Source organism: uncultured Dokdonia sp. (assembly GCF_947496725.1).
GTDB lineage: Bacteria > Bacteroidota > Bacteroidia > Flavobacteriales > Flavobacteriaceae > Dokdonia.
On the sequence record NZ_CANMDS010000003.1, the window covers coordinates 405,583 to 419,473 of the forward strand.

Annotated in this window: 8 protein-coding genes; all 8 read left to right on the plus strand. The window is 37.9% G+C overall.

Annotation, left to right across the window (positions count from 1 at the left end):
• Positions 1–6: 6 nt before the first annotated feature.
• The 8 genes from purL to Q0948_RS08715 all read left to right on the plus strand — a co-directional run bounded on the left by purL (position 7) and on the right by Q0948_RS08715 (position 13,885).
• Positions 7–3,666 carry a phosphoribosylformylglycinamidine synthase gene (gene purL / locus Q0948_RS08680; RefSeq protein ID WP_298350493.1) on the plus strand — a complete coding sequence of 1,220 codons (3,660 nt, stop codon included), beginning with the start codon at positions 7–9 and terminating at the stop codon, positions 3,664–3,666.
• A gap of 192 nt (positions 3,667–3,858) precedes the next feature.
• Positions 3,859–4,359 carry a Crp/Fnr family transcriptional regulator gene (locus Q0948_RS08685; protein ID WP_081965027.1) on the plus strand — a complete coding sequence of 167 codons (501 nt, stop codon included), beginning with the start codon at positions 3,859–3,861 and terminating at the stop codon, positions 4,357–4,359.
• Between the two features lie 79 nt (positions 4,360–4,438).
• A complete protein-coding gene (locus Q0948_RS08690; RefSeq protein ID WP_298350489.1) occupies positions 4,439–5,236 on the plus strand; it encodes a type 1 glutamine amidotransferase domain-containing protein in 798 nt (265 codons plus the stop codon).
• Positions 5,237–5,368: 132 nt separating this feature from the next.
• Positions 5,369–7,747, plus strand: coding sequence for a M14 family zinc carboxypeptidase (locus Q0948_RS08695; protein WP_298350487.1), 2,379 nt, complete (start codon positions 5,369–5,371; stop codon positions 7,745–7,747).
• Positions 7,748–7,876: 129 nt separating this feature from the next.
• Positions 7,877–9,646 carry a long-chain fatty acid--CoA ligase gene (locus tag Q0948_RS08700; protein WP_298350485.1) on the plus strand — a complete coding sequence of 590 codons (1,770 nt, stop codon included), beginning with the start codon at positions 7,877–7,879 and terminating at the stop codon, positions 9,644–9,646.
• Between the two features lie 67 nt (positions 9,647–9,713).
• Positions 9,714–10,148 (plus strand): isoprenylcysteine carboxylmethyltransferase family protein, encoded by a 435-nt coding sequence (locus Q0948_RS08705; protein ID WP_298350483.1) that lies wholly within the window; start codon positions 9,714–9,716, stop codon positions 10,146–10,148.
• A gap of 163 nt (positions 10,149–10,311) precedes the next feature.
• Positions 10,312–13,143 (plus strand): excinuclease ABC subunit UvrA, encoded by a 2,832-nt coding sequence (gene uvrA, locus Q0948_RS08710; protein WP_298350480.1) that lies wholly within the window; start codon positions 10,312–10,314, stop codon positions 13,141–13,143.
• 52 nt (positions 13,144–13,195) lie between these two features.
• Positions 13,196–13,885, plus strand: a complete 690-nt coding sequence (locus Q0948_RS08715) for a TIGR00730 family Rossman fold protein (RefSeq protein ID WP_298350478.1) — start codon at positions 13,196–13,198, stop codon at positions 13,883–13,885.
• Positions 13,886–13,891: the final 6 nt, after the last annotated feature.

Below are 13,891 nucleotides of genomic sequence, written 5' to 3' on the forward strand. Positions count from 1 at the left end.
ACTCGGATGATCCACTTTTTTGGTAACCCTCAGAGCACTGTGTATGCGGTGCAAACCACACAAGACTTTACACAAGAAGATATTGCTAAGCTTGTATGGCTTTTTGGCAACTCCCCACAAATTGAAGCGTCTACTATTGACGCTTTTTTTATTGGCCCTCGTGCAGCTATGATTACTCCGTGGAGTACTAATGCGGTTGAGATTACTCAAAATATGGGTATTACGGGTATTGTGAGAATAGAAGAGTTCGCTTTCGCGAAAGCGGAAACAACTTTTGACCCAATGATATCTCAACAGTTTGAATCATTAGACCAAACTATTTTTGATATTGAGGTTACACCAGAAGAAATTCTCCCTATAACAGACATTGCCGCATATAATGAAAAAGAAGGGCTATCGCTAAGTGATGAGGAAGTGGCATATCTAGAAGGTGTAGCTGCCAAAATAGGAAGACCGCTCACAGACTCTGAAGTTTTTGGTTTTAGCCAAGTAAATTCTGAGCACTGTCGCCACAAGATTTTTAATGGAACTTTTGTGATAGACGGAGAAGAAATGCCATCTTCACTATTTAAGCTTATTAAAAAGACCTCTGCCGAAAATCCGAATACGATTGTCTCTGCTTATAAAGATAATGTTGCATTTATAGAAGGGCCTAAGGCTACTCAGTTTGCACCAAATACGGCAGACAAACCAGATTACTACACAGAAAAAGAGTTTGAATCTGTGATTTCTATTAAAGCTGAGACTCACAACTTCCCTACTACGGTTGAGCCGTTTAATGGTGCTGCTACAGGTTCTGGTGGTGAGATAAGAGATAGACTAGCAGGTGGTAAAGGATCTTTACCACTAGCAGGTACAGCTGTGTATATGACGCCGTACTCAAGGCTTGAGCAAGACCGCCCTTGGGAACAGGGTATGCAAGAAAGAAAGTGGCTTTATCAAAACCCAATAGACCTTCTTATAAAAGCATCAAATGGAGCTTCAGACTTTGGAAATAAATTTGGACAACCACTTATAGTTGGTTCAGTTCTCACTTTTGAGCATCAAGAAGATGGGCAACGTCTAGGTTATGACAAAGTAATTATGCAAGCCGGAGGTATAGGTTACGGAAAGAAAGAACAGGCATTAAAGGATACACCCCAAGATGGTGACAAAATTGTAATACTAGGTGGTGAGAATTATAGAATAGGTATGGGTGGTGCTGCAGTATCAAGTGCAGATACAGGCGCTCTAGACTCTGGTATTGAACTTAATGCCGTACAACGCTCTAATCCAGAAATGCAAAAGCGTGCTGCAAATGCTGTACGTGGTATGGTGGAGAGTGATGTAAACCCTATTGTATCTATTCACGATCACGGTGCTGGTGGACACTTAAACTGTCTGTCAGAACTTGTAGAAGATACTGGGGGTCTTATAGATTTAGATAAACTTCCTGTAGGTGACCCTACCCTATCTGCAAAAGAGATTATAGGTAATGAGTCTCAAGAGCGTATGGGACTAGTTATAGGAAAGGAAGACATTGATACACTACAACGTATAGCAGACCGTGAGAGATCTCCTATGTATGAAGTAGGTGACGTGACGACAGATCACAGGTTTACATTTAAAAGTGCTACCACAGGAAAAAGTCCTATGGATTTACACCTAGATGATATGTTTGGTAGTTCGCCTAAAACAGTAATGACAGATGTTACGGTAGCACGTAATTATAAAGAGCCTACTTATGAGTTAGGTAAGATACACGATTATTTAGAGCAGGTCTTGCAGCTAGAAGCAGTAGCTTGTAAAGACTGGCTTACTAACAAAGTAGATCGCTGTGTAGGTGGTAGAGTAGCAAAGCAACAATGTGTTGGACCGTTACAACTTCCTTTAAATAATGTAGGTGTGATGGCTATGGATTTTAAGAGTACAAAGGGTATTGCAACCTCTATAGGTCATTCACCAGTATCTGGACTTATAAACCCAGTAGCTGGTAGTAAAAACAGTATCGCAGAGTCACTTACTAATATAGTTTGGGCACCACTTACAGATGGATTACAGTCTGTGAGTCTATCTGCAAACTGGATGTGGCCTTGTAAAAATGAAGGAGAAGATGCTAGACTTTACAAAGCTGTAGAAGCTATATCTGAGATGGCTATTAACCTAGGTATAAACGTACCTACAGGTAAAGACAGTCTCTCTATGAAGCAAAAATATCCAGATGGAGATGTAATTGCTCCAGGTACCGTTGTGATAAGTGCAGCTGGTAGCTGTAATAATATCAATCAAGTAGTAGAACCAGTACTTCAAAAGGATGGTGGCGCCATTTATTACATCAATATGTCTGGTGATAGTCATAAACTAGGTGGTTCTAGTTTTGCACAAGTATGCCATAGCATAGGTAATGAAGCTCCTACTGTTGTAAGTGATGATAACTTTAAAACAGCTTTTAACACATTACAGGAGTTAATAAAAGATAATAAAATACAAGCAGGACACGATGTAGCTAGTGGTGGTCTTATCACAACACTTCTTGAACTTTGCTTTGCAGATACAAATCTTGGTGCAAGTCTTGATCTCACAGAAATAGGAGAACAAGATCTTATAAAATTACTCTTCTCAGAAAATGCTGGTGTTGTCTTTCAGGCAGATGCTGGTGTAGAAGATATTCTTACAGCAAATAATGTAGCCTTCTTTAAAATAGGAAATGTAACAGATACCGCAGAGCTTGTGATTAAAAGCAATGGTGTCGAGATGGGTCTTAACGTGAGTTCACTACGTGATACTTGGTTTAAAACTTCATTCTTACTAGATAATAAGCAAACAGCAAGTGGACTTGCTCAAGATCGTTTTGACAACTATAAAAATCAAGCGCTAGATTATACATTTCCTGCACACTTTACAGGTAAAAAACCAGTACTTGACACAAGTAAACCTAGACCTAAAGCCGCTATACTAAGAGAGAAAGGAAGTAACTCTGAGCGTGAAATGGCAAATGCAATGTACCTAGCTGGTTTTGATGTTAAGGATGTGCATATGACAGACTTAATAGAAGGACGTGAGACGCTAGAAGACATCCAGTTTTTAGGAGCTGTAGGTGGTTTTTCAAATAGTGATGTGCTTGGATCTGCAAAGGGTTGGGCAGGTGCTATAAAATATAATGAGAAGGCAAATAAGGCCATAAAGAATTTCTTTGCTCGTGAGGATACGCTCTCAGTAGGTATTTGTAATGGTTGCCAGTTGTTTTTAGAACTTGACCTTATCAATCCAGAGCATAAGCAACTTGCAAAGATGTCTCATAATGATAGTCACAAGCACGAGAGCAATTTTACCTCTGTAAAAATTGAAAAGAACAATAGTGTAATGTTATCTTCACTAGAAGGTACTACGCTAGGCGTATGGATATCACACGGAGAAGGTAAGTTTAACTTACCTATGGGCAAAGATGCTTATGATATAGTAGCAACCTACGGTTATGAAGGGTACCCTGCAAATCCTAATGGATCTGACTTTAATACCGCAATGATTTGTGATACTACAGGACGTCACCTTGCAACTATGCCGCACATAGAGCGATCTACTTTCCCTTGGAACTGGGCACACTACCCTGCTCAACATACAGACGAGGTAAGTCCTTGGCTAGAGGCTTTTGTAAATGCAAGACTTTGGGTAGAGAAGAATAAATAAGAAAGCAACATCGCATATTTATAGACTCCCACGCTCTTTTAAAGATAGTGGGAGTTTTTATTTTGCTTTCGCGAAAGCGTATATTTACTCAAACCGCCACACTTTATAATCCTGGAAAATCAAAATATCATAACCCAAATTTTTAAGAACGTAGATCTTGATACCATAGCCATAAGCCTTATAAATCAAGGAATGGAGCGCATTGAAGTAAAAAAAGGAGAAATTCTTATAGATGTAAACCAGGTTGTAATAGATCAATACTATGTGCATAGTGGCTGTCTACGCTCCTATTTTACAGATACTGTGGGTAAGGAGCACACACTTATGTTTGCCATAAATGACTGGTGGATAAGTGACTATACAGCATACTTTACAAAGGCGCCGGCCATTGTCACTATAGAGTGTCTTCAAGATGCGGTGATTTATAAATTACCTAAGGAAAAACTAGATAATCTCTACGAGAACATCCCATCGCTTGAATCTTTTTTTAGAAAGAAAATGGAAGGAGCTTTTGCTAGTTTTCAGAAGCGTATTCTGGGTAATATCTCCTTATCTGCCAGGGAGCGTTACCACAGTTTTATTACCACCTACCCTACTATAGAAAAAACGGTAAAGAACTATCATATAGCATCTTACTTAGGGATAACTACCGAAAGTTTAAGCCGCATACGCAAGGAAATTGCCAAAGGATAGTTAAAAATCCCTTTTATTATCATAAATCAATTTTTTGAGAAATTGAGCACTGTATTTTTGTGTCAACTAAAAAATACTAATGAAAAAAACGCTCACAGCGATTGTATTACTTGCAGTTGCATTGTCTTGTAAACAAGGAAATGAAAACGAAGTAACTACTTTGACTAATGTAGAATCAAAAAAAGAAAATGCTATGAAAAAGGTACTATTTGTTTTAACAAGTCACGAAGACTTAGGAGACACAGGAGAAAAAACAGGATTTTGGGTAGAGGAGTTTGCTGCACCATATTACTTACTTAAGGACAAAGGTGTAGATATCACACTTGCTTCGCCTAAAGGTGGACAACCGCCTATAGACCCAAAAAGTAATACAGAAGATGCACAAACACCTGCAACCAAAAGATACTTTGCAGACCAAGAAACGCAAGATAAACTTGCTGCTACTATTAAGCTAGAGACGGTTAGTCAAGAAGATTATGACGCTGTTTTTTATCCAGGAGGTCACGGGCCATTATGGGATCTTGCAGAAGACAAAAATTCTATCGCCCTTATTGAGAGCTTTTATGCAAATGAGAAGCCAGTAGCTGCTGTATGTCACGCACCAGCTATCTTCAAGAACACAAAAAATGAAGATGGTACACCACTAGTAAGCGGTAAACGTGTTACAGGTTTTACAAATTCTGAAGAAGATGCTGTACAACTTACAGATGTAGTGCCATTCTTAGTAGAAGATATGCTCATTGCAAATGGAGGAAAGTATGAAAAAGTTGCAGACTGGGGTGAGTTTGCTGTAGAAGATGGACTTCTTATTACTGGACAAAACCCAGCTTCTTCTGAGCTAGTAGCAGAAAAACTATTACATAAATTATCCCTATAATTCCCCCTCAATATAGTGGATATTCCAGAGCCTAAGCTTTATAAGCTTAGGCTTTTTTCTTACCATAAAAGTAGGAAAATCATAAGCTTAGGTGTTATATCTTTATAAACCTTATTGTATAAAGACTACTAGATGAAAAAACTACTTACGCTGCTTGTTGTTATAACATTTTACGCTTTCGCGAAAGCGCAACAAACCCCTTTAACATATCATAAAGCAAAAATATATCTATCTAGCAGCCACACGCTTCAAAATCTTAAAAATCTAGATGTAGCCGTAGACCACGTAGTCCATAAGGAAGGTACTTTTGTAATCTCAGACTTCTCTACAGATGAGATTAATCTGGCTAGACAAAGTGGTTATAAAGTGGACGTTTTAATAAATGATGTAGCCTCATTTTATAAATCTCAAAGCAATAGATCACAATCTCAACAACAAAACACAAGCTGCTCAACAAGTGAAACTAGTTACCCTACCCCAGTAAATTTTAATCAAGGTTCTATGGGAGGATATCTCACCTACCAAGAGTTTCTGGAAGAAGTAGATGCAATGGCGGCTCAGTACCCAGAACTTATCACTGCAAAGTCACCTATAAGTGATTTTCTTACAGAAGGCGAGCCAGATACCTCTGTAACACCATCCATAGGTTCTAACCCTATATATTGGCTTAAAATAAGTGATAACCCTAACGTAGATGAAACCGAACCAGAAATACTATATACGGCTATACATCACGCACGTGAGCCTATGTCACTTATGCAGCTTGTTTATTATATGTGGTATTTATTAGAAAATTATGAAGATAATCTAGAAGTAAAAGCGATTGTAGATAATACTGAGCTCTATTTTGTACCTGTGATTAACCCAGATGGTTATTTATATAATCAAGTGACCGATCCTAATGGAGGTGGACTATGGCGTAAAAATAGAAAAAATGGCAACGGTGTAGATAACAATAGAAATTATGATTACCATATAAATGGAGATCCTAATAATGGCTCTTGGGGAGGCCCAGGATCATCTACAAATCCGGGATCTAACACTTATCACGGTACAGGGCCATTTTCTGAGATAGAAAATCAGGCAATAAAATGGTTTGTAGAGCAACATAACTTTGTGCTGGCACTTAATAATCACACCTTTGGTGAGTTGTTGTATTATCCATTTGGCTATGCAGATGTCGCAACGGCAGATGATGCACTTTATCAAGGTCTAGGTGCGCAACTCACATCTATAAACGGTTATACTCCTATACGAGACAATCCATTTGCTGGTGAGAGTGATGATTTTATGTATGGTACAGTAGGTACGCACGATAAGATTTTTGCCTTCACTCCAGAGATAGGGACTTCTTTCTGGCCACCAGCAAGTGACATTATATCTATTTCACAAGAGATGATGTTTATGAACCTTACGGCTGCACAGGTGGTAACAAACTATGGTGCTCTTGTAGAAACTACAAATAGCTTTGTAGGAGAAAATACGTCTCTCTCGACCTCTTTTGATTTAAAACGATTAGGAGTTGCAAGTACTGGGGACTTTATCGTAAGCTTTAGCCCTGTATCAAGCAATATTACTAGTAATGGTAGTGCGGTAAATTTTGATGCGCTAGCGCCATTAGAAACTGCTAGCGGAACAATCACTTATACACTAGACCCTACTATTGAGATAGGTGATAGTATAGAATTTGATCTCGTGGTTAACAATGGGTTTTATGATAATAATATCCGTGTAAGTAAAGTATATGGAGCGTTAACTAATGTATTTCTTGATAATGGAGATACAATAGATAGTTATGAGAATACTAGCTGGGGAGTAACAAGTTCCACTTTTGTATCACCTTCATCATCTATTACAGATTCACCTTCTGGTAATTATAGCGATAATGAAAATAGTAGTATCACACTTACAGACCCCATAGATCTTACTCAAAGCACAGCCGCAGCTATATCATTTTATGCAAAGTGGGATATTGAAAATACTTGGGATTATGTACAATTTGAAATATCTACAGATAATGGTGTCAGCTGGCAACCACAATGTGGTAATTTTACAAGTGCAGGAACTAATGCACAACCAGTAGGAGAGCCTTTATATGATGGGGTACAGAATGACTGGGTATTTGAGGAAATTAATTTAAGTGATTATATAGGAGAGGTTATCTTGGCCAGATTCAGACTTGTTTCTGATGGAGCTGTAACAAGAGATGGCTTTTATTATGATGACCTTAATTTTTCTGTAATTACAGATGAGGCGCTGCAGGTAGAAAATGTAAATTTTAAAGCAGGTTTTGAGTTATTTCCTAATCCTGTAAAGAACCTATTAACAGTACGTACTTCTCTAGGTTCATATACAAGTAGTGTTTATAATGTCTTAGGTCAAGAAGTTTCAAACGCTACAGTACAGCAAGGAAATGCGTTTATAGATTATACTGGTCTACCAGATGGAATTTACTTTTTGAGACTAGAAACAGAGGAAAACAGTGCAATTTTTAAAATTGTTAAGAATTAAGTAAAAAACGCATCTTATAGAAAATCAATGTAATATCTCCAAATTGTAAAATATAGCGCCTTATTTTAAGAATAACTCAATAGAAACCGTGCATTTTTTCATATTTTGTCACCGAATTAAATGAAACTTATGGAAATTACTAGATTATTTGACTTTCCTTATCATCAACTGGAAACAAACAACCTGCCTGATGCCCTATGTACGAAAGTAAATGGAGAATGGATTAAGACATCTACGCAAGAATATATTGATAAAGCAAATGCTTTTAGTAGAGGACTATTACGATTAGGTGTAAAACCTAATGATAAAATTGCAGTTATCTCAATGACTAACCGCACAGAGTGGCATATCTGTGATGTAGGTATTTTACAAATAGGTGCTCAAAACGTGCCTATGTACCCTACCATCTCTGCCGAAGATTATGCATATGTACTTAATCACTCTGAAAGTAAATATGTATTTGTTTCTTGTACAGAAACACTAGCAAAAGTTAGAGAAGCTCAAGATAAAGTACCATCATTACAAGGAGTATACTCTTTTGATGATATAGACGGTTGTGATAACTGGCAACAGGTATTAGATCAAGGAGCAGATGATAGTAATCAACCAGAAGTGCAAGCGCTTATGGATTCTGTAAAGACAGATGACCTTGCTACGCTTATTTATACATCTGGAACTACCGGTAGACCTAAAGGCGTGATGCTATCGCATAGAAATATTGTGAGTAACGCCATATCAAGTACAGAACGTGTACCTACTGGCGGCGAAGGCATAAAGGCATTGAGCTTTTTACCTATTTGCCACATATATGAGCGTATGATTACGTATCTATATCAGTACAATAGTGTAGCAATCTACTTTGCAGAGTCGCTAGAGACTATCTCAGACAACCTTAAGGAGGTAAAGCCTGAGATTATGACAGCTGTACCTAGATTACTAGAGAAGGTATACGACAAGATTATTGCAAAGGGAGCAGATCTTACAGGTATAAAGAAAAAACTATTTTTCTGGGCTGTAGATGTAGGTTTAGAATATGAGCCATATGGTCAAAATGGATGGTTATATGAGCGTAAACTTGCAATTGCCCGTAAATTAATCTTTTCAAAATGGCAAGAGGCATTAGGAGGTAATCTTAAAGTGATTGCTTCTGGTAGTGCTGCACTACAACCACGTCTAGCTAGAATATACAATGCTGCGCAGATGGGTGTTATGGAAGGTTACGGTCTTACCGAAACATCACCAGTATGTTCTGTAAATGATATGCGAGGTGGTAATTTTAGAATTGGTACTGTAGGAAAGCTTATAAAGGACGTAGAAGTAAAAATAGCAGAAGATGGAGAGATCCTTGTAAAAGGACCTAATGTAATGCTAGGTTATTATAAGGATGCAGAAAAGACAAACGAAGTCCTTAAAAATGGCTACTTCCACACAGGTGATATAGGTCATATAGATGAAGATGGTTTCCTTAAAATTACAGATCGTAAGAAGGAAATGTTTAAAACATCTGGAGGTAAATATGTTGCACCACAATTATTAGAAAACAGATTTAAGCAATCACGTTTTATAGAGCAAATAATGGTTATAGGTGAAGGGCAAAAAATGCCAGCTGCATTAATACAACCTAATTTTGAGTTCCTAGAAGACTGGGCAAAGATGAAAAATGTGACTTACACCTCACAAAAAGATCTTATTGCAAACCCAGAAGTGCAAGCGCGCTACCAAAAGGAAGTTGATGAGGCAAACGAGAGCTTTGCAAAATGGGAAAAGGTAAAAGCCTTTAGACTTACGCCAGATGCTTGGACCGTAGAAGGTGGTCACCTCACTCCTACTATGAAGCTTAAACGTAAAATCATTAAAGAGAATTACGTTCATCTTTACAATGACATCTACGGATTATAAAATTTTCAAAAGGGTTACGATATCGTAACCCTTTTTTAATACATAAAACCCTAGTAAATTTAACATCGTGTCTCGATCTTCTTTATTACTCGTCATTGCTCAAGGTTTCCTCATAGGCGCCCTACTCTACAATTCAGATAGTTTTAGTGTGGAGTATATACCGCTCTTGTTTAAGGTATGTGGGTTTGCGATAGCTTTGTGGGGAGTGCTTGCAATGCGTATCGGTAATTTTAATATTCAGCCAGAGGTTAAATCTGAGGCTTTAGTAACCCGTGGTCCTTATCAAATCTTGCGCAATCCTATGTATACAGGCATTCTCTTATTTTTTATCCCAGCTGCTTTTATTCCTTTGAGTATTATAAATTTAATGCTATATATAGCACTTGTGGTAGTTCTAGTTTTAAAGATTTACAAAGAAGAGCAACTGCTGTTAAGTCATTTTGGAGCAACCTATAAGGCATATAAGAAGACAACATACCGTCTTATTCCGTTATTGTTTTAAAAAAAATATCTTGCAATTTCATATAGTTTTATGCGGTAGAATCACGCTTTCGCGAAAGCGTAAAAAAACCACGCTCAGGCATTAATATTAACAATCTCTTATAGTAGTACTCACTTTCTAATTAAGCCTTAAAGCGGTAAATTTGTTACTTGCCTAAAATTCTATGATAGAACAAGAAGAACGTATTGAAGTATATGGTGCTCGCGCTCATAACCTAAAGAATATTGATGTAATGATACCTAGAGAAAAACTGGTTGTTATTACCGGTCTTTCGGGTAGTGGTAAGAGCTCGCTTGCTTTTGATACGATTTATGCAGAGGGACAACGTCGTTATATCGAAACTTTTTCGGCTTATGCTAGACAATTTCTGGGTGGGTTAGAGCGTCCAGATGTAGATCAAATTTTAGGTTTATCTCCAGTAATTGCCATTGAGCAAAAAACCACGAGTAAAAGCCCGCGTTCTACCGTTGGGACTATTACAGAGATTTATGACTTTTTACGCCTACTCTATGCCCGTGCAGCAGATGCTTACTCGTACAATACGGGGGAGAAAATGGTGAGCTATAGTGATGAGCAAATACAGGAGCTCATTACAGAGAGTTATGAGGGTAAACGTATAAATATACTGGCTCCTACCATACGCTCTCGTAAAGGGCATTACAGGGAGCTTTTTGAACAAATTGCGAAGCAGGGATTTGTAAAAGTGAGTGTAGATGGTGAAGTGCGTGATATTACAAAAGGAATGAAGGTAGACCGCTACAAGGTGCACGACATTGAGATTGTGATAGACCGTATGCAGGTTAAAAAAAGTGATGAGGATAGTAAACGCTTGCGCGAAAGTATAAATACTGCGATGTATCACGGTGATGATGTACTTATGGTGCTAGATCACGATACACAAGAGGTGCGCTATTTTAGCCGTAACTTGATGTGTCCTACTTCCGGCATCTCATACCCTAATCCTGAGCCTAATAATTTTTCTTTTAATTCGCCAAAGGGTGCTTGTCCTAATTGTAATGGTATAGGTGAGCTTTATAAGGTAAACCCCAAAAAGATTGTTCCAGATCCTAAAAAGTCTATAAATGCTGGAGGGCTTGACCCACACGGTCCAAAAAAGAATAATTGGATTTTTAAACAGTTACAGCTCATAGCAGAGCGTTTTGACTTTAAACTTACAGACCCCATAGAAAGCATCCCACAAGAGGCGATGGACTTTATCTTTTACGGAGGTAATGAGAAATTTTCTGTTTCTTCAAAACAACTAGGAGTTACAAGAGATTATAAAATAGATTTTGAAGGTGTCGCAAATTTTATAGAAAGCACCTATAAAGATAGTGAGTCTACCTCTCTCGTAAGATGGGCAAAAAGCTATATGAATAAAGTAGCTTGTCCAGTTTGTGAGGGATCACGATTACGTAAAGAATCTCTTTATTTTAAAGTAGATAACCAGAGCATTGCAGACCTCGCATCTATGGATATCCTTGAGCTCAAAGACTGGTTTGAAACGGTAGACTCAAGACTTTCAGAAAAGCAACTCAAGATAGGTTCTGAAATTATAAAAGAAATAAAATCAAGAATACAATTCCTTGTAGATGTAGGTCTTACCTATTTAAACTTAAACAGAAGCTCTAAGTCTCTTTCTGGTGGAGAAGCACAACGTATACGTCTAGCTACTCAAATAGGTTCACAACTTGTAGGTGTACTTTACATTCTAGATGAGCCCAGTATAGGGCTTCACCAGCGAGATAATGAGAAGCTTATAAACTCCCTTGTATCACTTAGAGATATAGGGAACTCTGTGATAGTTGTAGAGCACGATAAGGATATGATAGAGCGTGCAGATCACGTGATAGACATAGGTCCAAAAGCTGGTAATTACGGAGGTGAAGTCATAAGTGAAGGAACACCAGAAGAACTTTTAAATCACAGCACCCTTACTGCACAATATCTCAATGGAGAAAAGGAAATAACAATCCCTAAAAAACGTAGAAAAGGAAACGGAAAATTTATAGAGCTTAAAGGTGCTACGGGTAATAATCTCAAAAATGTATCTATAAAAATACCGCTAGGTAAAATGATAGCGGTCACCGGTGTTTCTGGTAGTGGTAAGTCTACACTTATTAATGAGACCCTCTACCCTATTATGAATGCACATTATTTTAATGGCGTAAAGAAACCTATGCCCTATAAGAGTATAAAGGGTCTAGATGAATGTGACAAGGTTATAGATATAAATCAATCACCTATAGGTAGAACGCCTAGATCAAATCCTGCTACTTATACAAAGGCCTTTGATGAGATACGTAGTCTATTTGCAAAAACTCCAGAAGCACTTATAAGAGGCTACAAGCCTGGACGTTTTAGTTTTAACGTTACAGGAGGTAGGTGTGAGACCTGTAAAGGTGGCGGCCTTAGGGTTATAGAGATGAATTTTCTACCAGATGTGTATGTAGAATGTGAGACCTGTCAAGGTAAACGTTTTAATAGAGAGACACTTGAGATACGTTATAAAGGTAAGTCTATCGCAGATGTTCTAGAAATGACGATGAATGAGGCGACAGACTTCTTTGAAAACATCCCCAAAATACACCGAAAGTTAAAAACTATAAAAGATGTAGGGCTAGGCTATATAACTCTGGGACAGCAAAGTACTACCCTTTCTGGTGGAGAGGCACAACGTATCAAGCTGGCTTCAGAGCTTAGTAAGCGTGATACTGGCAATACTTTTTATATATTAGATGAGCCTACCACGGGACTCCATTTTGAAGATATACGAGTATTAATGGAAGTTCTCAATAAGCTTGTAGATAAAGGAAACACCATTCTTATCATTGAGCACAATCTGGATGTTGTAAAAATGGCAGACCATATAATTGATATAGGTTATGAAGGTGGTAAAGGCGGTGGCGAGGTAGTGGCCGTAGGTACGCCAGAACAAATAATTAAAAAGAATAAAGGCTACACGGCTGAGTTCTTAAAAAAAGAAATGAACTAGACGCAACGCTTACATAGCAAAAACGTCTTACTAACAATATAAAAATACTAGAATGCGCAACGAAAGTAGACCAAAAGGTTGGAACGAGAAAAAAACAAACGACTCTTGGGCCATATTTAAAATAATGGGTGAGTTTGTAAATGGTTTTGAAAAAATGAGCCGTATAGGGCCTTGTGTATCCATTTTTGGAAGTGCACGCACAAAACCAGACCACAAATATTACAAACTAGCCGTAGAGGTTGCCGAAAAGATTGCAGATAACGGTTACGGAGTCATCACAGGTGGAGGGCCAGGTATTATGGAAGCTGGTAACCGCGGTGCTCACCTTGCAGGAGGAACATCTGTTGGGCTTAATATTGAACTACCGTTTGAGCAACACGATAACCCATATATAGACAGTGATAAAAGTCTAGACTTTGATTACTTCTTTGTAAGAAAAGTAATGTTTGTTAAGTACTCTCAGGGCTTTGTGGTAATGCCAGGAGGATTTGGTACGTTAGATGAACTCTTTGAAGCAATCACACTTATACAAACTCATAAAATTCAGAAGTTTCCTATCATTCTTGTGGGTACTGAGTTTTGGGGAGGTTTAATGGACTGGGTAAAAGAAACTTTGCTTGACTCATTTAATAATATAAGTGCAGGAGATTTAGATCTCATACACCTTGTAGACACATCTGACGAGGTTATTGAAGTACTCAACAACTTCTATGATGAGTATAAATTAAGTCCTAACTTCTAGTAGGTT

Bases quoted from the DNA above. Each gene is read 5' to 3' on its own strand.
- purL (WP_298350493.1), top strand. From the start codon at position 7: ATGATCCACTTTTTTGGTAACCCTCAGAGCACTGTGTATGCGGTGCAA.
- Q0948_RS08715 (WP_298350478.1), top strand. From the start codon at position 13,196: ATGCGCAACGAAAGTAGACCAAAAGGTTGGAACGAGAAAAAAACAAAC.
- Q0948_RS08690 (WP_298350489.1), top strand. From the start codon at position 4,439: ATGAAAAAAACGCTCACAGCGATTGTATTACTTGCAGTTGCATTGTCT.
- Q0948_RS08700 (WP_298350485.1), top strand. From the start codon at position 7,877: ATGGAAATTACTAGATTATTTGACTTTCCTTATCATCAACTGGAAACA.
- Q0948_RS08695 (WP_298350487.1), top strand. From the start codon at position 5,369: ATGAAAAAACTACTTACGCTGCTTGTTGTTATAACATTTTACGCTTTC.
- Q0948_RS08685 (WP_081965027.1), top strand. From the start codon at position 3,859: ATGGAGCGCATTGAAGTAAAAAAAGGAGAAATTCTTATAGATGTAAAC.
- uvrA (WP_298350480.1), top strand. From the start codon at position 10,312: ATGATAGAACAAGAAGAACGTATTGAAGTATATGGTGCTCGCGCTCAT.